This window comes from uncultured Acetobacterium sp. (genome assembly GCF_927416815.1).
Taxonomy (GTDB): domain Bacteria; phylum Bacillota; class Clostridia; order Eubacteriales; family Eubacteriaceae; genus Acetobacterium.
The window spans coordinates 60,428-79,521 of the sequence record NZ_CAKMJU010000031.1 but is presented as its reverse complement, the minus strand read 5'-3'; the positions used below and the strand labels follow the sequence as shown (position 1 = coordinate 79,521).

At 41.4% G+C, this 19,094-nt stretch carries 17 protein-coding genes; 1 reads left to right on the top strand and 16 read right to left on the bottom strand.

Going from position 1 to position 19,094, the window contains the following annotated elements:
- Nucleotide 1: 1 nt before the first annotated feature.
- Both QZ998_RS06365 and QZ998_RS06360 read right to left on the bottom strand, forming a co-directional pair.
- A complete protein-coding gene (locus QZ998_RS06365) occupies nt 2-2,110 on the bottom strand; it encodes an RNA degradosome polyphosphate kinase (RefSeq protein WP_296558978.1) in 2,109 nt (702 codons plus the stop codon).
- A complete protein-coding gene (locus QZ998_RS06360) occupies nt 2,107-3,657 on the bottom strand; it encodes an exopolyphosphatase (protein ID WP_296558976.1) in 1,551 nt (516 codons plus the stop codon). The genes QZ998_RS06365 and QZ998_RS06360 overlap by 4 nt, the downstream gene beginning before the upstream one ends.
- A gap of 176 nt (nt 3,658-3,833) precedes the next feature.
- On the opposite strand from QZ998_RS06360, the gene QZ998_RS06355 reads away from it, so the two are divergent.
- A complete protein-coding gene (locus QZ998_RS06355) occupies nt 3,834-4,523 on the top strand; it encodes a DUF554 domain-containing protein (RefSeq protein ID WP_296558974.1) in 690 nt (229 codons plus the stop codon).
- Nucleotides 4,524-4,590: 67 nt separating this feature from the next.
- Here the strand turns inward: QZ998_RS06355 and rd are convergent, their stop codons facing one another.
- The 14 genes from rd to QZ998_RS06285 form a co-directional block, all read right to left on the bottom strand.
- The gene (gene rd, locus QZ998_RS06350; RefSeq protein WP_296558973.1) at nt 4,591-4,749 is read right to left on the bottom strand and encodes a rubredoxin; all 159 of its coding nucleotides are present in this window, start codon (nt 4,747-4,749) and stop codon (nt 4,591-4,593) included.
- A 120-nt stretch (nt 4,750-4,869) separates the two neighbouring features.
- The gene (locus QZ998_RS06345; RefSeq protein ID WP_296558971.1) at nt 4,870-5,790 is read right to left on the bottom strand and encodes an ROK family protein; all 921 of its coding nucleotides are present in this window, start codon (nt 5,788-5,790) and stop codon (nt 4,870-4,872) included.
- A gap of 19 nt (nt 5,791-5,809) precedes the next feature.
- Nucleotides 5,810-6,433, bottom strand: coding sequence for a Yip1 family protein (locus QZ998_RS06340; protein ID WP_296558969.1), 624 nt, complete (start codon nt 6,431-6,433; stop codon nt 5,810-5,812).
- A 124-nt stretch (nt 6,434-6,557) separates the two neighbouring features.
- Entirely contained in the window at nt 6,558-7,853 is a 1,296-nt protein-coding gene (locus QZ998_RS06335) for an ABC transporter permease (protein ID WP_296558967.1), read from the bottom strand.
- Between the two features lie 12 nt (nt 7,854-7,865).
- Nucleotides 7,866-8,735 carry a hypothetical protein gene (locus QZ998_RS06330; protein WP_296558966.1) on the bottom strand — a complete coding sequence of 290 codons (870 nt, stop codon included), beginning with the start codon at nt 8,733-8,735 and terminating at the stop codon, nt 7,866-7,868.
- 37 nt (nt 8,736-8,772) lie between these two features.
- Entirely contained in the window at nt 8,773-9,432 is a 660-nt protein-coding gene (locus QZ998_RS06325) for an ABC transporter ATP-binding protein (RefSeq protein ID WP_366512401.1), read from the bottom strand.
- A gap of 88 nt (nt 9,433-9,520) precedes the next feature.
- Nucleotides 9,521-10,345, bottom strand: a complete 825-nt coding sequence (locus QZ998_RS06320) for an ABC transporter permease (RefSeq protein ID WP_296558964.1) — start codon at nt 10,343-10,345, stop codon at nt 9,521-9,523.
- Nucleotides 10,339-11,034 carry an ABC transporter ATP-binding protein gene (locus QZ998_RS06315; protein ID WP_296558963.1) on the bottom strand — a complete coding sequence of 232 codons (696 nt, stop codon included), beginning with the start codon at nt 11,032-11,034 and terminating at the stop codon, nt 10,339-10,341. Before QZ998_RS06315 ends, QZ998_RS06320 begins: the two co-directional genes overlap by 7 nt.
- Nucleotides 11,015-11,404, bottom strand: a complete 390-nt coding sequence (locus tag QZ998_RS06310) for a GntR family transcriptional regulator (RefSeq protein WP_296558961.1) — start codon at nt 11,402-11,404, stop codon at nt 11,015-11,017. The genes QZ998_RS06315 and QZ998_RS06310 overlap by 20 nt, the downstream gene beginning before the upstream one ends.
- Nucleotides 11,405-11,516: 112 nt before the next feature.
- Entirely contained in the window at nt 11,517-12,422 is a 906-nt protein-coding gene (locus tag QZ998_RS06305; RefSeq protein WP_296558959.1) for a 1,4-dihydroxy-2-naphthoate polyprenyltransferase, read from the bottom strand.
- Between the two features lie 3 nt (nt 12,423-12,425).
- Nucleotides 12,426-13,400, bottom strand: coding sequence for a polyprenyl synthetase family protein (locus QZ998_RS06300; protein ID WP_296558957.1), 975 nt, complete (start codon nt 13,398-13,400; stop codon nt 12,426-12,428).
- Nucleotides 13,393-15,315: an NAD(P)/FAD-dependent oxidoreductase gene (locus tag QZ998_RS06295; protein ID WP_296558955.1), complete on the bottom strand. Its 1,923-nt coding sequence runs from the start codon at nt 15,313-15,315 to the stop codon at nt 13,393-13,395. Before QZ998_RS06295 ends, QZ998_RS06300 begins: the two co-directional genes overlap by 8 nt.
- A gap of 216 nt (nt 15,316-15,531) precedes the next feature.
- A complete protein-coding gene (locus tag QZ998_RS06290) occupies nt 15,532-16,101 on the bottom strand; it encodes a hypothetical protein (protein WP_296558953.1) in 570 nt (189 codons plus the stop codon).
- A gap of 225 nt (nt 16,102-16,326) precedes the next feature.
- Complete coding sequence (locus QZ998_RS06285; RefSeq protein WP_296558952.1) at nt 16,327-18,951, bottom strand: methyl-accepting chemotaxis protein; 2,625 nt, start codon at nt 18,949-18,951, stop codon at nt 16,327-16,329.
- Between the last annotated feature and the right edge of the window lie 143 nt (nt 18,952-19,094).

Below are 19,094 nucleotides of genomic sequence, written 5' to 3'. Positions count from 1 at the left end.
TTTATTCTCCCTCAATATTCTGTATTAAAACCACTTTATTCTTAGCCAGTTCAAATTCTTTTTCTGCTTCTTCACAGAAATAATCCTGACAGGAAAGCAATTCTTTTCCACGTTTGTCAATCCGTACGTATTCCCCTGATTCAGTCATTAAACGGGTCTTAATTGTATCCTTCAAGGTCACCTCTAAAATTTGTTTAAGCTTCTCCTTCAGACTTTCTTCCTCAACTGGAAAAAGGGTTTCAATCCGCCGGTTCAGGTTTCTTTCCATCCAGTCAGCGCTGGAAAGAAAAACATCTTCCTTGCCCTGGTTATAAAAATAATAAATCCGGCTGTGTTCCAAAAATGTCCCAACAATGCTGTGAACAGTTATATTTTCACTAATTCCTGGTAACCCAGGTATGAGCGAGCACATCCCCCGGACAATCAGTTGAATCTCAACCCCAGCCTGGGATGCTTCGTAGAGTCTGTTAATAATACCTTCATCCACCAGCGAATTCATTTTTGCAATAATCTTTCCTTTCTCACCAATTCTGATATTTTCGATTTCCCGGTCAATAGCAATATAAAAGGCACTTCGCATTGTTTTTGGTGCCACTTCGATCTTTTTCCACAGGCTATAATGGCTGTAGCCAGAAAGCAGGTTAAACAGGGTCGAAACATCCGATCCATAGCTTTCTTTTGCGGTGAACATTCCCATATCGGTATACAGACCAGCCGTAACATCATTGTAGTTGCCTGTTCCCAGATGCACATACCGCTTGATACCGTCAGACTCTTTTCTTACTACCAGAATCATTTTACAGTGAATTTTAAGGCCCACCAGCCCATATATTACATGGCACCCAGCGCGTTCCAGTTTTTTTGCCCACACAATATTGTTGGCTTCATCAAACCGCGCCTTGAGTTCTACCAGTACAGTTATCTGTTTACCATTCTGAGCAGCCTCGATCAAAGCTTCGATAATTGGGGAGTCCCCACTGACCCGGTAAAGCGTTTGTTTGATTGCCAGCACATCCGGATCTGTTGATGCCGCCTTGACAAAGTCGACAACTGTTTGAAAAGACTGGTAAGGGTGGTGGAGCAGTCGGTCTTTTTCTCGTATTACCTCAAAGATATCCGCCGCCTCATAAAACTCATTAGAGATCACAGGGGTGTAACGTGGTTCTCTGAGTTCGTCAAATTCACTGCGGCTGTGAAATTTCATAAAACAGTTCAGATCTAAATTACCCTTAAGCTCATACAATTCACTTTCTACAATTTCTAATTCATGCATCAGCCATTTTTTCATTTTTTTACTCATGTCTCGGGTGACTTCTAACTTAATGCTGGCACCCCACTTGCGCTGCTCAATCGATTTCTCAATTTCAATCAGCAGATCTTCCGCTTCATCCTCGTCAATGGCCAGATCACCATTACGGGTAATTCGAAAGGCGTTAACCTGTTTGACATCGTAACCGGTAAAAAGCTCATTAACAAAGGGACTGATTAGATCCTCGACAAAAATATAATTAAGCGCCTTGGAGTCTGTCGCTCTTGGTAGTGCAATAATCCGATCCAATACCTTGGGAATTTCGAGGATAGCCATAAAATCCTTATCATCCTTTACCTTAGCTTCGGTATCATGCAGCATCACGCAAAGGTAAACCTGGTTATTTTTCACCAATGGAAAGGGGCGGCTGTTATCAATCGCCTGAGGGGTCAAAACCGGGTAACATTCATGCCTGAAATAGTGGAGTGCAAAATCTCTGCTTTCATCATCCAGCTCATCATAACTTAAAAAAAAGATGTTATTCTGATTTAGCTCCGGTATGATCGATTTAGATAAACAGGTATATTGTCTGGCCATCATTTCCTGGGTCATATTATTAAGTATCGATAATTGTTCGATCGGGGTTAGTCCATCGACCGATTTTTTATTATAACCAACATTAATCTGATCCATAATACCAGCTACCCGAACCATAAAAAATTCATCCAGATTTGATGCTGTAATGGCTAAAAATTTAAGTCGATCGATAATCAGATTACATTTATCATATGCCTCATCGAGAACGCGATAATTGAAATCCAGCCAACTGATTTCGCGATTAATAAACAAATTATTTTTCATGATTCAACCCTCTTAATCTTCAGTATTGGTTTGATGCCATAGACATTTTCCATAGTTGTCCGGCTTGCATTAAAAAAATACTCTTCCAATTGAAAGTTTTTCCCGGTGGTCAAGCTGATCACCAATTTTTCATCTCTGACGTGACAGTAAATGTTCTGAATTTTCTGCTGATAACTTTTATCCAGGGCAATCGCCAGCTTAAGAATAGCCGCCAGCTTGGCAACCAGCAACTGCTCTTCTTCATCACTTGAATGGATTTTTTCTTCGCCCTTGATAAAGTTTGTTTTAACAGCCTCTGCCACCTTTCCCATCACAGCTTTCTCATCTTGAGAAACGCCAATAATATCGGTGGTTTCAATAATATAACGACTCTGAACCCAGAAATTTTTATGATCAATGAAGCTGCCCACTTCCATCAGGTAGCAGAGCATCGATAAAAGCTGACGCTCCCTTTTTCCCAGCTGGTGGTATTTTTTCAAGGAGTCAAAAATCTTCAAACTGATTTTTTCGACAAACTCTGAATGCTTGTGGCTAGTGTGATATTTTTTACCGATCGTTTTTGCAGACAGATAACTGCCCGCTTCAATCCATTCGGTCAGTTGCTGTCTTTTTGTGATTTGAAATTCAAAATCTAAATAAGCATCCCCGATGATCATCGGAATCAGGATAAAAGTATCAACCCCTGTTTCGGCCAGCAGCTTTAAATATAACATCAGGGTATGATTTAACGTTTCAGCCTCATTTTGATTCAATAGCGGGTACTTTTTTAATAGTTGATTTACCGTCAGATCACCTGCTGTTTTACATAACTTGTCAAAGTCCTCAGCATTGATGACATAATAATCCTGCCGCGCTGTATAGCCACATAACTGAGCGATCACATCGACCTCATGGGATGATACAAAGAGTCTTTTAATGTGACGCTTTCTGATATTTTCGACGATATCCTGAGTGTTGATCGAAATATATTCCATCAACAGGGTTTCGAAACGATCCGAATTTTCTTCGATCGATTTGAGGACTTCCTTCATTTTAAGATAACCCAATTGAGCTGTCTGGTGATAGTCGATGATGCCATTTTTTAACAAGGCCACCGAAACATTACCGCTTGAAATAGAAGCCAACATCTGGTCGGTTTTTGTTCCACTGATAATATCAAATTCGGGGTCGCATTTTAATACCATATGACGGTAAATAAGATGCGTTTCTTCTTCCCGATCAAGAATTTCTACCTCATAGCCGCCGGTATTAATTTTTATCTGTTCAAGAATATAGAGTCGATTTCGAGCTTCCCGGAGAGCCGTTGTTCCAAATACTTTTATTGATTCAACCCCGTAAGTTTCAGACATTTCGATATAGGCGTTGATCGTTTGGCACAGCGCATAAACCGACTTAAATGAAATCTCACCTTTAGTAAAACTCTGACTGCCAAAACTAATCGGGAAAAAAGCGCGATCTAATATTTTAATGCAACCTTTCCCCCGTTGTCCGACGATCAGTTCACACCGAATTGAGCCAATATATATTACTGAAAATCGCTTGATCATAAACGTCACCTCACATCCTTCTCTCTATTTTATCACAATTCGAAAAATATTTATGTTAAAACTCATCGAAACTTTGATTTTTTTTGAATAAATCAACCGAGATGAATAGTTATGATTTCAGCGATTCCGGTTTTATGTTACAATGGTTAAAGTTATTAGATCAGGAGGAAAAATCTTTGTTAGGTACCCTAATCAATGCTGCAGCCATTGTAATTTGCGGCTTTATCGGTCTTTTATTTAAACGGGCATTGCCCCAACGCCTCTGTGAAACGATCACCCAGGGGCTGGGGCTCGGTGTCGTTGTGATTGGTATTACTATGACCATCGAAACTGAAAACATCATGCTGATGCTGCTGAGCTTATTGTTTGGTGGAATCCTGGGCGAGCTGATTAATATTGAAAAACAGCTGCAACGAATTGGTGATCGCCTGGAAGCCAAGATGAAAGGCAGTAACAATAATATCTCCCAAGGCTTTGTCAGCTCTTCCCTGCTTTTTTGTACCGGCTCGATGGCTATTATGGGCGCTCTGGAGAACGGGTTAACCGGGAGCTTTAGTATTCTTTTAAGCAAATCTCTTTTGGATGGTATTTTTTCAATGATTCTCTCCTCCACATTGGGAATCGGTGTTGTCTTTTCGGCTATTCCAGTGCTCCTCTATCAGGGCAGTATTTCGCTTTTAGCTGGCTCAGTCAGAACCCTGCTTTTGCCTGAAATGATCACCGAAATGAACGCTGTCGGTGGCGTTCTGATTATGGCAATAGGCATAAATATGCTAAAAATAAAAGAGCTCAAGGTCGGTAATCTACTGCCAGCGGTTTTTATGCCGATTTTTTTTATTTGGATTATCGGTTTTTTGTCAATTTAGAGCAAACAAAAGCCGGCTACTAGGCCGGCTCTGACTGCTTTTTTGATTAAATTATTCTTGATTGTTTTTAAACTTCTGAAAACGAACTTTTATCAACGCCACATTCTGGACATACCCAATCTTCCGGAACATCTGCAAAAGCCGTTCCTGCTGCTACCCCGTTGTCTGGATCCCCTACTGCTGGGTCATAGATATAACCACAGACATCACATTCATATTTTTGCATTGAAATTCTCCTTTATTTTAGTATGACATATCTCTATTATAATCGTTCTAAGTATTAAATCAATGTTTTTTTTCATTATTCAATTTTTTGATGCTTTCATTCGCCAAAAATCGAGTCTCTTTAAATAAAACGGCTGAGATTAGCGGCGCCAATCATGCCGGCTTCGTTTCCAAAAGTGGCCAGAACAATTTCTGGCATTGCATATTGAGGATAGGTTAGACGACTTCTCGTCTCAGCGATGATCTTTTCCAGCAAAAATTCCCCGGCGCCAGACAACCCACCGCCGATGGTAAAGACCTCCGGATCAATCAGATCACTGATATTGGCAATTGCCCAGCCCAGATATCGGGTCAGGCGGTTAACTGCAGCTAAGGCCAATACATCCCCGGCTTTGGCAAACTCGAAAATATCCCTGGCATCAAAATTTTTGATTGTTCTTAAAACCGATTCAGTGCCCTCATCCAATTGTTTCTGACAATAACGAATTAGCGCCGTGGCCGACGCAAAGGTCTCCAAGCAGCCGTTTTTTCCGCAATTGCAATCATAGAAATTCTCTTCCATAATCATATGGCCAACTTCTGACGCTACCCCGTGAGCGCCGAAGATAACATGCTCATTGATGATTACGCCACCACCAACTCCAGTACCTAGGGTCAGAATCACAGAATTTTTTTTATCCCGGGTGCTCCCAAATGCCGCTTCAGCAATACAGGCGGCGGTAGCGTCATTGACCAGCAGCACTTCAAGCGACAGACAGCTTTCGAGATCCTGCTTTAATGGCCGGTTTTTCCAGTTGAGATTGGGACAGGAAACTACGGTTGCACCATCCGCTGACAGGATTCCTGGAATACCGATACCTACTCCGGTTTCTTCAGGGGTGAGCTGATGCAGTTCTTTAATTAATACCACCAGATCGTTTAATACCTGGGCATAACCCAATTGGCTTTGAGTTTTTACCATCCGTTCTTTTTGAATGGTTCCCTGATAATCAACGATCCCACCTTTGATAGCGGTGCCACCTAAATCGATGCCGATTCCCATCCGATTTCCTCCTGTTTTTCTAGCTGATCGTCGTGGTCGATAATCCGGCCATCGAATTAAGGCTGATCAGCGAAATTCCTAAGCCTAGTCCGGCGGCTACCACTTCCAAGCCCAACACCGGAATGGCCGTTTTTTTATAGCTGACGCCGTAAACAAGAGCCAGACCAATAATGGTCAGGATAATCTGCCAGATGTTAAAGACACTGAAAATCCCGCCTAGAAAAGCGACCCAATCCATTTCATAAACCTTGGTCATATCGATCGGTTTTTGAAAAAATATATTGAGAATGCTCTGGAAAATCTTAGGAAAATAACTCAGTCCCACCACATAAACAGCGCTTTTAAAAGAGCCTTCGCCACTCATTTTCTTTAATACCAGATTAAAGATGGCGGCCTTAACCACCATCGCAATGGCCAAACTGATGATTGCGGAGAAAATCCCGGTAACAATGGAGATGGTCTTAATCATCCCCATCTGATCAGCAGGAAGATCCATCCCTCCCACCACATTACCAGCAATCACACCTGTTAAACCCCCGATGATGATGATGATCATAATTGGAATCAATAACGACAGCTTCTCTTTTTCAGAAACCTGTTTGAAAAACTTTACAGGATTTATCAATAGATTTAAATAGTTCATAGTTAGTCCTTCTCTTTCTAAGTTTTTTCTACTGTAACTGGCAAATATCTCTACCCATTTTGTACTGCTCCCGCAGTTAATTATACTTTTTTGCTTATTTATCGCTATCTGGATTTATTAATAATTATTCACTGCGGATCGCATCGAGTGAGCTGAGATTGGCCGCCTTGATGGCCGGTCGCACCCCGGACAATAGTCCCACCAGCGCTGAGAAGACCAGCGCAAAGATCACCAATCCCGGTGTAATGAATGAGATCGTGACCCCACCTTCGCCGCCGATAAACAATCCGGCAATCAGATTAATCAGCACTGAAAGCAGCAAACTGATCACAATCCCGACCAGCCCCCCAATCAACCCAATCATCGTTGATTCGGCAATAAACATATTGCGAATATCCGAAATGGACGCCCCAATCACCTTCATGATGCCAATTTCCTTAGTCCGTTCATAAATCGACATGGTCATGGTATTGATAATCCCAATGCAGGCAACCAAAAGCGCGACCCCACCGATACCACCTAAAAGAATTTGCAACATCTGGAACACCGAGCCCATCGAATCAAGAATCTGTTGCATCGAAAATACCGTAAACGGGATCGCTTCAATTTCACTTGTAACCTCATTAACCACTGAGGAATCCTCCACCGTCACCAGCGCCTGGGAATAGCCCTGCTTTTTTACATTAACCTTTCTCCCGGTTTGCCATTCGTTAAGTTCGGTTACCAGTTGATAGTCGGCAATGATAGCATAGTCCTCGTTGCCGCCAGTGGCTTCCAGCACCCCAGTAACTTTCAGTTTCTGAGTTTTTGTCTCCTCTTCGCCATTTTCATTGGTGCGCCGAATAATCAGATTAACATTCTGACCAATCAGATCTTCGGGCTTTACCTCACTTTGTTGGGACTGTGTTGAAGCCCCGCTATAGGTGAAGCTAGTTAGTACATCTTTTCCTAAAATAACACTGTTTTGATCATTTGAACCCGGTTTTTTTCCGCTAGTGGTTTCGTAGCGCATATCTTTTAAAACACTGTAATCTACCCCCATCAAGGAGACCCCATACTGTTCCCGCTTGACTTCAATTTCAGCACCACTGAGATTGACTACTGGTGTCACCGTCACCACGCCATCAATTTTTTTCATATCTTTGATGGCATCATCATTAAGAATCGGTTTATCACCAGTTTTACCCCCACCCATCGAAGTTACTCCCATTGAGGAAAGATCCTGATAAACCTGCAGCGTTGTGATCGAACCGATCCCAGAAAGTTCATCGGTGATGCTTTTCTGGGCACCAGTACCGATGGAGACCATTACAATGATCGAAGATGTGCCAATTACCACTCCGATGATCGTAAGAATGGTACGAAACTTCATCCGCCAGAGATTCTCCCAGGATAGACGCAGGAGTTCTTGCTTATTCACAGCCTCACCCCGCTAAGCGCCAATGCCGAAAACTACCCTGAGAAATTTTTGAAAAAAGTTTTCTTCCCCGGTATCAGCCGCCTGGGTTGACGTTTCTTCAGCTACGATAATGATGGCTTTTTCGATGGTTCGTTCATTATTAAAACTATCCATGAATTTCAAGGTAATGACGCCAGGAAACTCCCCTGTTTCAGCCGTTGTTACATCGGTAGTAAAATCGTCGCTGTCTTCTTTTTCAAAGGTGCCATAATACTGATAAGTATTGGCAAAGTCGAGACCTGCTCCTGAAACACTTACCTGAACTCCCCGCACCGGGTTTGAGCCAAAGTTGGCAATTTCAAAACTAATCGGTGTCAGACCCTTATCATTTTTAGTCAATATATACCGTTCTGGGGCAATGATCGACATGGATTCACTTTCATTGATTACAATCCCAACAGTAGCGGTAAAATTATAGATATCGCTGTCACTGTCTTCACAATTGAGCTGCAGATTCAGATTATAGTTCTTCGCTTCAGTATTGGGAGAAGAAACCATCGGTAATTCAATGGTGGCGCTCTCTCCCGATTTTATTCTTTCAACATAAAAATGACTGCCGGTTCCGACCATTGAGAAAACCCCCAGATCATTAGCACCGGCTTGTGATAATACATCAAGCGTCACATTGTAGGCGTGGTACTCGCCGTGATTGGTCAGGGTAACCTTCATTTTAAATGGCTTTCCCGGTGAAACCGTGGCCGGGTCAAAGGTCACGGCGCTAATCTGGAGCAGTGGCTGCTCCGGAGCTGCCATTGCAGCCGGTGTAAAACAAAATAATAACAGCAAGGACAAGAGCAGTGCAGAACACGCTATCTTAACCCTGTTTTTCGATTCATCCTTCATAATTTCTCCATTTCTTAATTTTTATGATGATCACTACTTATTGATTAACTTCGGATTCAATCAGGCCATCCCGCATATGAATAACTTTGGTGCAGTACTTCGTCGTGTCGGGATCATGAGTGACAATAACAAAGGTCTGTTTTTCTTCCCGATTAAGTCGGTTAATCATTTCCATAATGTCAGCACTGGTTTTTGAATCCAGGTTACCAGTGGGTTCATCAGCCAAAATAATCTCCGGATGATTAACCAGTGCCCGAGCAATACTGACCCGCTGCTGCTGTCCCCCAGACAGTTCGCTGGGTTTATGATTCATCCGATCGACCAGCCCCACTATTTCTAGTGCTTCTTTTGCCCGGCGCTGCCGGATCTCTTTTTTGACACCGGCAAAGGTCAAAGCCAAAGCTACGTTTTCGATAGCTGTCATGGTCGAGATCAAATTATAGGACTGAAAAATAAAACCCAGATGCTCGCGTCTAAAGAGACAAAGCTCATTTTCAGTCATCTGGCTGATTTGGTAATCGCGGATCAGGATATCTCCTGAGGTCGGCGGAACCAATCCCCCCAAAACGTTCAAAAAGGTGGATTTGCCAGATCCCGAAGGACCAAGCAGGGCCACCATTTCCCCTCGTTCAATGTCAAGATTAATTCCCTTGAGGATATGAATGTCTTCTTTCCCCAACTTAAAATCTTTATACAATTCTCTGACTTGAATAAAAATACAGATCCCCCTCTTTCTTTATGTTCGCTAATTCCAACCATTCAATTGCTGATTATTATAACACAAATCACTCCAGATTTAGACGATTTTTCATGATGTATTGAGTCACGAAATAGAAGCCAATACACAATACCACATTAAACACGGTAGTCCCATTAATTAACCAATGAATGGTTGTCAATGCGTTACTGCTGTTTAAAATGAGATTCTCCAGATTCCCAATGGTAGAGACCGCCATAATAATCGACAGCAAAATCTGAAGTGCAATCGTGATGACAATATAGGCACCAAAGGCGGCGACAATCCGGTGCTGACTGAATAATTGTCCGATCGCAATGGCAACATAAATCATCAGTATCGAAGAAATTGTTTCAAAAATAAAAAACACGATTAATTCTACCATAAAAAGATTGAGATTTAGCCCTGTCTTGATAAAAATCTCATCGTAGCCGCTCTGAATGGCCTGAGTAATTTCCATCATCGAAACAATTCCTAGTGAGAAAATAACAAAGGTCAAGAAGATCATCACCGTACAAACTGCTGACCAGAGCAATCCCACCAGAAGCTTCGATAAAACCAGTTCCCAGGTTTTGACCGGCAGCGAAAACATCAGATAACCTTCATCAGTAAATAAATTCTTGTAAAAACGCTGAATAATTATGCCCAGCGTCATCACACAAATGCCGACAATCAGTATAAAGTATAAGGTAAAGCTGACTCCTAAAATCACTTCTGCCACCGGGTTATTAACGGCAGCCTCTGAAAAGAAATCCGGGGCAAAAGTGGCCATCACCAGTTTGGTGAATACTGTTAAAATCAGCAGGGCGCCATAGAGCGGCATAAAAATCCGACTGGTTGCTTTGGTTTCATGTTTGATAAGTTTTGCTAGCATTTAAAAACCTCCCTAAATAATCCATCGACCGATTTGTTATGGGTTTCCCGTATTTCATCGACACTAGACGTGAGCACCAGTTCACCCTGATTAATAAATAGAATATCATCGAGAATCTGTTCAATATCAGCAATCAGATGGGTGGAAATAATCACCGATGCCTCTTCTTTATAATTGGTGATGATGGTATTTAAGATATAGTCGCGAGCCGCCGGATCTACTCCACCGATTGGCTCATCCAATAAATAGAGCTCGGCTTGCCGGCTCATCACCAGAATCAGCTGAACCTTCTCTTTGGTTCCCTTGGACATTGTTTTAAGCCGATCGTCGGGGTTAATATCCAGATCCTTCAGCATGTTTTCGGCCTTGATACGATTAAAATCGGCGTAGAAATCTTCAAAAAAAGCGATGATCTCGCGAACTCGCATCCAATCACTGAGATAAGACCGCTCAGACAGATAGGAAATCTTTGATTTGGTCAAAACTCCGGGGGGCTGCCCATCAATTAAAAGTTCACCCGATGAGGGCACCAGCAAACCGGCTGCCAGCTTAATAAAGGTACTTTTTCCGCTACCATTTGGACCTAGCAAACCGATAATCCGTCCCCGGGGAACCACCATATTAATTTGCGACAGGGCTGTTTTTTTACCATATATTTTAGTCAGATTTTTAGTGCTTAATATGGTCATCTTCTTTTTCCCCTTCCGCCACCATTTCCATCAAAACCAATATTTCATGTCGGCTCATACCCAATTTTTTCATTTTTTCAAGAAATGCGCTTATTTCCTGAACTGCTAAGTTTTTTTTCGCTTCTTCTATCACTTTCAAATCCTCCGTAATAAATCTGCCGCTGGTTCTTTGTGCAAAAACGAGTTCCATTCTTTCCAGTTCTGCTAATGCTTTCTGCATGGTATTGGGGTTTACACCAGCATCCATTGCCATTTCTCGCACTGATTCTAGTTTGTCTCCCGGGGCATAAGCACCGGAGATAATTCTCATCTCTATTTGTTCCACCAACTGTTTATAGATGGGACGATCGGAATCGATGATCCATTTCATGGCTGTCTCCTTTGTATTATTGTATTATCTTCTTAATACAATAATACATTACTTGTTTATTGTCAAGAAAAAAACAGAATCGAATCGATTCTGTTTTTTCTTGATAACTCGTTTATTTAATAATTGCTCCGACTGCCAGACTTATGATCAATGGTATTATCATGAACACCAGGTTTTGGACACTCAGTGGAAAGGTTATTAATTTGGACTGCTGTTTTCTAAAAAGTGAAATATTTTTTTGAACGGGAATTATACCCAATAGAACAATTAATCCGAAAATCGGTACAATTTTAAACAAAACCATAATAATAATTGCAGTGAACCCTAAATAATAAAGCCCCGCAAAAATATTCACAGCCTTTTTGAGACCAGTATAATAGGGCAGGGTGAAACGATTTACTTTAACATCCGCTTCAAGATCACAAATATTATTTGCCAACATGATATTTGCAATTCCTGTTATAGCTGGTATCGTGACTACTCCCAACTTCAATAACTCCAAAGTATTTACAGATAGCTTGAGTATCCAATTGCTAAAATCATAATATATCAGACTATCATTTGGCGCATTAATGTATACAACTAAAAAAGGGATCAATAGACCCATAAACAAACCCGAAAAAATTTCTCCCAAGGGTAACCGCGAGATCGGAACTGGACCAAAGGTATAAAAGATACCAACACCAAAACAAAGTGCTCCGATAAATAATACGATCAGCCCGGTTAAAAATACCAGCGCCAATCCCAACAAACTTGCCAGAATCAGTAGCACAAATAAGATCTGTTTCGCATTTTTTTGCGAAAATTCAAGTGTTTTTCCATTCGTTTTTACATCAATGTAATTATTTAACGCCGTTGTTGCCATATCAAAGCACAACATTGAGGCAAAGAATAACAGCGTATTTACAATATCAAGCCGTCCATATGCATAGATAACATACGATAAACCGAGCAGAAAAGGAAGCACGCTGGCTATTTTTGTGCGAATCTCGACATATTTTAAAAATCGTATAAGCATTCTTCAATTCCCAACCTTCCAGATTCTGTCGAGGATCTCATTCAAGTGCAGTTTTTTATTTTCATCGACTAGGACATTTATCATTTTTCTTGTCTTCAGGTAGTATTTTTCTGCTACATCGTAAGCCATTGATACCCCACCGACTTTAACAACCTCGGCAATGATTTCATTGATTTCAGTCGGTGATAAATGCTGCTGACCAATCCGATGCTTCAGTTCTGGTTGTTTCAGCAAGGCATAAATAAGCGGCAAGGTTACCACTTCTTCGGCCAGATCATGCCTAACCGATTTCTTAGTTGTCACAACATCTGATTGATAATCTGCACAATCATCCAAGATCTGAAATGCCATTCCCATATTATAGCCAATTCTCGCCATAAAACGTGCTTCTTTATCACTGCACTGATTGATGATGGCACCTGAATACATAGCCAGAGAAAAAAGTGCCGAGGTTTTTCCGGCGATTATTCTTAAGTAATTCAGGACACTCAGATCAGTGTCAGAATTATGCTTAAATTGGCGGAGTTCACCCAGGCAAATTTTTGTCATTGCCTGGGTAAACTCTTTTAATTTTTCAGGATAACGGATTGAAATTTCTGCTACCAAAGCCAGTGATATGCAAAAAAGGTAATCACCACAAATTACTGCTTCTTTTTTTCCAAACCGTTTTTGCAGACTGGCATGTCCCCGTCGTATTTCAGCCTCATCGATGACATCATCATGTACTAATGTGGCCAGATGAAGGATTTCCACTGCTGCCCCAGCAATCACGGCGTCGCGTGGTACAAATCCTTCATGATCCAGTGCTGATACTAGCAACAGCCTTGCCCGTAGATTTTTTCCATCTGCAGCTGTCAGGTGTTGCATCATCTCTAAAACTAATTCATCTGTATCCAGCAGGGTTTCTTTCATTAATAGTCTGACCGCCTCAATGGCAGATTGATACGTTGTTTTTTCTGCTAACTGATTCTTAATCATGATAAATATATAGTTTCCGGACAAGCTTAATATGCTTATAGTGCTCTTTTAACCAAGGCATTACATAATAGTCAAGGCCGAATACTCTCCCTCCGCCAATAATAACAGCTATTGCCGCAAAAATCATCCACCATGTGCTCAGATAAAGCCCTGTTGTTGTGACAAACATTCCCTGGAGAACGATTGAATACAGTGCCGAAATGGTGGTAAACAGTCCTAAAATCAGCAGGATTCCGACAAGTATTTCAGAATAGACGATCACAGACTGAAAAAACACTTCTGAACTTTCACTACTTAAAATTACGCTGCTTGTAAACCAATCCATCAGTCCAACTTGTAATTTAATAGCAATATCCGTTGTTTGAATTAAAATGATTCTAAAAAGACCAAGGATATTCCAATTAGTAAGCAAATTACCGGCTACTTCGGCTCCCTGACCTACCACTGTTGCTGATGATATGGCCTCACCACTGCCAGCGTTTATTATATAATCATATAAGTCATTTGCGCCTTGAAAAAAAGGTGTCAGTTTTGGTGTGTAGAGCCACCCTTCATTCACTTTTTTTACCCCTTCGTATACCCAAAATCCGCCTAGGAAAATCCGCAACGGCACCATTAGAAAACTGGGGGTTCGGTTTGAGAAATGTCCTCCGACAAAACTTCGGCAATTTCTAACGGTAAAAAATTCGTGACGGATATAACTAAAGACCTTATTCCAGCCGAGAATTTGAATAAAATAAATAATATTTATAAAATGCTTCACAAACTGAGAAAAGAAGGACGGGAGGGCAAATTTCTTTTTTTCGGTTCCGACATAAGAAATCCCATAACGCCCACCGATACTTACCATAACCCCATGAAACTTGGGCACATACCGCTCCATTTCCCCTGTTTCAGTAATTGCAGTATATAAATTATGAGCAATTGTATCTGCAGATTGTTCGCAGTTTTCAACCATCTGAGGCACTGGAGTTGTCTGCCCCTCGGGAATAAAGAAAATATTATCCCCGGCTATAAAAACATCATTTCTTCCTTCTGCCCGCAGGAATTCATCGGTCTTAATTCGTCCCCGCCCGATCTGATTAAGCTGTACTGCCTTGTTGGCTATATCTGAGCTTTCGATACCTGCTGCCCAAACAACACAGTTTGTCGGTAATTCAAAATACTGATCACCTTGTTTAAGTCCAATGAAGTCTTCACCGATATTTGTAATCGCCGTATTTAACATGACGGTGACGCCCATTTTTTCTAGTCGTCTTTTGGCTTTTTCTGAAAGCTCAACTGATAAATTAGGCACCACTCGGTCTAGCATATCGACAAGTGAAATTTTAACTAGTTCGCGATCAATTTCAAATTCTTTGCAGAGTATCGGTACCCATTCAGCAAGTTCTCCAGCCATTTCGACACCGGTAAATCCTGCCCCTAAAACGTAAAAGCTCAGTAGTTTTTCTTTTTTTGCCGGATCAGTTTCCTGCAACGCTTTCGTGAACATTTTAAAAATATGTCCCTTTAAATTCACCGCATCCTCATAAGACCAAAGCTTGTAGGCAAATTCTTGTGCTCCTTCAATACCAAAGAAAGTCGGTTGTGAACCAGAGGCCAATACCAGGTAATCGTAGCGATAGTTTTTTGTTTTTCCAGTTAATTGTTGTTTTTCATAATCGATCTCAGTAATTGTGTCTATCTGCACATCAACGTTTCGACCTTCAAAAATGCGGTTTAAGCTGATTCGGATACTGTCTTCTTCAACGCGATTTGCAGCTACCTCATGCAATTCAGTCAGCATGGTATGATAACTTTTTTTATCGATTAAGGTTATCTTAATCTCTTGATGATTTTTTAAACGTTTAGCAAGCTTCTTCGCCGTTAGAATCCCCGAGTATCCGGCACCTAATATAATAATATTTTTTTCCATAATGCACCTCCAAATTTTGACTTGTGTTAAGGTTTCAGAATCATCCCCCTTACAAATTTTTGCTAGGACTAACTCGCTATTGCCATTTACTTCTCCAAACTATTATAGTTGTCATAATCTTGTAATTTTTCTAAAAAATAGCCTCTAAATTGATGTATTTCACGCTTCAATTTAGAGGCTCTCAAAATTTTTATTGTGAAATGTCAAACAATTACATTACTGTTTTAATTCCTGAACACCGGTTACTGAACTGGTCTCGTCCATCATGAAGGTTGCCTGGGCTTCAGGAGTTGTAAAGTACAAATTCCCTTCAATTTTTTGACCTTTAAGCTGAAAATCACTAGCATTTACATACAAATCGCCGACAAATGTTCCGTGTTCAATGCTTGCTTTAGGACTGTTAATGGTTAGTTTTGGAGCTGTCAATGTAAATCTGGCGGTAACATTTCGGGCTTCATCTTGAGTATAAAGGCCAATCTTCCGCTGGACAATATCATTTCCGGCGTCATCTTTCTTGCCATTAACAAAGTCGCCATCCAATACCAGATCCGAATCGATTTTTAAATCATTAAGGGTCGCAATGAGCCATGTTCCATCTTTACTAATTGCCTTAATAAAGGCTTCTTCAGTATCAACAATTGAGGCAGTTGTTACGGCATCTGCTGTTTCTTCTGTTTTTGTTTCTGTCCCAGTGTCCTGATCATCGGTGGTTGCGGGGGCTTGAGTACAACCTGTAATCAATATTGCCAAAACGATAATCATTCCTAAAATTACTTTTCTTTTCATTTTCTTCTTCTCCTTCTTCATTTACATGAATTAGCTTTTCATAGCTATTATCATATTTACCCAGATCTAATCATTCTAATCTAAATTAATTTAATAATCTAAATTAATTTAATAATCTAAAAAATCCACTTTAAAAGCGGATTTTTTAATTCATATTATTTTTTTATAACAAAGGTCAAACCACAACCTAGATTAATTGATCTATATGGCATCGATAACTTTTACTTATCCGATCACTTTAATTTCAAAGGTTCCGACCATCTGTTTCAATAGCTGGGCCTGTCCAGAAAGTTCTTCACTGGCTGCCGCGCTTTGTTCTGCGGTCGCAGAATTAGTTTGGACAACCATCGATATCTGTTCAACCCCTTGATTAATCTGTTCAATTTCTGTGGCCTGATCATTGGATGCCTGAGCAATGTTTCCAATTAAGCTGGTCACTTTTTCAATTTCCCTGGAAATTTCTTTCAGGCTGCTGGCGGTTTCATCTGCTACCCGAGTACCGACTTCCACCTTGTCGATCGAACCTTCTATGAGACCGGTTGTCTCTTTAGCAGCATCACTGCTGCGAACTGCCAGGTTTCTCACTTCCTGGGCAACCACAGCAAATCCTCTGCCGTGCTGACCAGCTCGGGCTGCTTCAACAGCGGCATTAAGTGCCAAAATATTCGTTTGAAAAGCAATATCATCAATTACTTTAATAATTTTAGAAATATTGTTGGACGACTCATATATTTCATCCATTGCTGCAACCATTTTTTTCATTTGATGATTGCCGACCTCTGCATTTTTTCGCACCGCAATCGCCCGCTCATTGGCTTCATTCGCTCTTATAGCATTGTGCCGCGTTTCATCTGCGACTTGTTCAATCGAAGTCGTTAAAACCTCAATCGAACTGGCCTGCTCGGTCGTTCCCTGCGCTAACGCCTGACCGCTGTCGGATATCTGCATCGCTCCCATTTCAACCTGCGCCGAAACACTATCAATATCAGCAAGGGTGGTGCTAAGACCGCTGTTAATAGCGTTTAGAGCCTTCTTAATTACTAGAAAATCGCCTCTGAACTCTGCTGCTATTTCCTGTTTAAGATTTCCCCGTCCCATTGCTTCTAGGGTACTTGTAATTTCACCAATATAAATTGCCAATGACATAATCGTTTCGTTAAGATCGTCCTTAATTCTTGCGTGATCGCCTTGATAGTCTCCCATCACCATGGTATGAAGGTTTCCTTGTGCTAATTCCCGCAACACATCCGATGCTTCTTTAACTGGTTCGATTACTGCATCCAGGGTCTGGTTAAAGCCTTCAATAACTTGGGCATATTCCCCACAGAACTTATTGCTATCGCCACGAAAGCTGAGATTTCCTTCTACGGCTGTTTGTGCCATGGTTTCGGTTTCTTCCACCAGCATAAAAATATTTTCCATCATTTCTATCAGGGTGGGCATCAGTCGGTCATTCTGGCTGCGTTTGCCCTCCTGTTTAAGCTTTGGTAAATCAGAAAGATTCCCCTCTCTGATATTGCCGGCAATTCTTGTAATGGTCAAAAGAAGCCGCCGGATGCCATTAATCGACTCTGCAATTTCTGCATAAATCCCCAGATAATTGCCCTCGACAGCCTGAGAAAAGTCGTTGCTGTTCATCAATCCCAACACTTTGTTTCCTTCTTCCAGGGCTGCCAAACCATCAATACAGGCATTGATGCTGTTTTTAAAGGTATCAAAATCGCCATAATAGCTCTCACTGATTTTCTCGGGAATGACGCCGTTGCCAATTTGTTCGACATAGCTGGCGGCCATGTTCAAAGGTGTTACCAGGGCATCCATGGTCTCGTTAAAACCGACCAGAATCTCCCGGAACCCGCCTTTAAAGGCATCAGCGTTACCGCGAATTTGAAGTTTTCCCTCAACCGCTGCCTGAGACAGCATGGTTGACTCAGCAATCAGACCTCGCACCGTCTCTATTGTCCGTTTAAGTGCCGGGATGATTTCGTCCGCTTCATCCTTGGGCTCTATTTCGGCAGATAAATCGCCATCAGAAATCTGATGGATGGTTTTGATAACCACATTCTGAAGGTCGTCAGCAAAATGATCCATCGCTGCAGCCATTACACCGACTTCATCGTGACATTGCATGTTTAGCCGCATCCCCAAATGTCCGAGGCTCATTTCTTTGATCATTTCGCTGATTTTTGCAATCGGTCTGGTAATCGTCGATGCAATAAATAGTCCCAGTAATAAGGAAATCACCACACCAGCCACCAGCAGGGCAATCGTATTCCTGGTGTTTACTTCGGCGATGATAACATTACTTTTGGCGGTATCCTTAACAGCTTCCAGCTTTATATCCATCATTTTTCGATAATTATCTTCTATTTTTCTTTTTATCTCTTCAAAGTCAGCGCTGTTAATCAGCACCAAGGCATCTCCCTGCTTTCCTTGCCTGAGCAGATCGATGGCCTCGGTTACGATCCGATCAAACTCATCTTTAAGCAGATACGTTTCGTCTGCAATTTCAATTGCTTCGGGAGAGCTTAAACTGGTCTGAAAAGTTTTCAGATTTCCATCAAAACGCGAATTGCGTTTGAAAATTTCAAGCTCGATGGTGTCAATTTCTGCGGAACTGCTTGCGCCTAACAGATCCTGAGTATTTCCTACAATTCCTTGAAAAGCGTCGACAATGTAGATTAATTCACCCAGCGGTTTTGCCATTTTTTCGTAAAGATAGACATCCTGCTCACTGATTTTCTGAATACCAACCAGCCCCATTATGCCGATGCCTGCAGCGATGACGGCGATCACTAGATACCCCAAGATCAGCTTGCTTCCTATTTTAAAATTATAAAACCACTTCATCAACTTATCTCCCCATCTGCTACTAATCTATCCGATTAAAGCTAAAAAATAACAGCGCTAAAGATCTCGGTTTCCCGATTATCTTAGTCGCTGTTAAAGTCTAACATGCACTGCCATAGCTTATGTTAACGGTTTGGAAAGAT

Coding starts and splice junctions, on each gene's coding strand:
- QZ998_RS06365 (WP_296558978.1), bottom strand. CDS start 2,110: ATGAAAAATAATTTGTTTATTAATCGCGAAATCAGTTGGCTGGATTTC.
- QZ998_RS06360 (WP_296558976.1), bottom strand. CDS start 3,657: ATGATCAAGCGATTTTCAGTAATATATATTGGCTCAATTCGGTGTGAA.
- rd (WP_296558973.1), bottom strand. CDS start 4,749: ATGCAAAAATATGAATGTGATGTCTGTGGTTATATCTATGACCCAGCA.
- QZ998_RS06345 (WP_296558971.1), bottom strand. CDS start 5,790: ATGGGAATCGGCATCGATTTAGGTGGCACCGCTATCAAAGGTGGGATC.
- QZ998_RS06340 (WP_296558969.1), bottom strand. CDS start 6,433: ATGAACTATTTAAATCTATTGATAAATCCTGTAAAGTTTTTCAAACAG.
- QZ998_RS06330 (WP_296558966.1), bottom strand. CDS start 8,735: ATGAAGGATGAATCGAAAAACAGGGTTAAGATAGCGTGTTCTGCACTG.
- QZ998_RS06320 (WP_296558964.1), bottom strand. CDS start 10,345: ATGCTAGCAAAACTTATCAAACATGAAACCAAAGCAACCAGTCGGATT.
- QZ998_RS06315 (WP_296558963.1), bottom strand. CDS start 11,034: ATGACCATATTAAGCACTAAAAATCTGACTAAAATATATGGTAAAAAA.
- QZ998_RS06310 (WP_296558961.1), bottom strand. CDS start 11,404: ATGAAATGGATCATCGATTCCGATCGTCCCATCTATAAACAGTTGGTG.
- QZ998_RS06305 (WP_296558959.1), bottom strand. CDS start 12,422: ATGCTTATACGATTTTTAAAATATGTCGAGATTCGCACAAAAATAGCC.
- QZ998_RS06300 (WP_296558957.1), bottom strand. CDS start 13,400: ATGATTAAGAATCAGTTAGCAGAAAAAACAACGTATCAATCTGCCATT.
- QZ998_RS06295 (WP_296558955.1), bottom strand. CDS start 15,315: ATGGAAAAAAATATTATTATATTAGGTGCCGGATACTCGGGGATTCTA.
- QZ998_RS06290 (WP_296558953.1), bottom strand. CDS start 16,101: ATGAAAAGAAAAGTAATTTTAGGAATGATTATCGTTTTGGCAATATTG.
- QZ998_RS06285 (WP_296558952.1), bottom strand. CDS start 18,951: ATGAAGTGGTTTTATAATTTTAAAATAGGAAGCAAGCTGATCTTGGGG.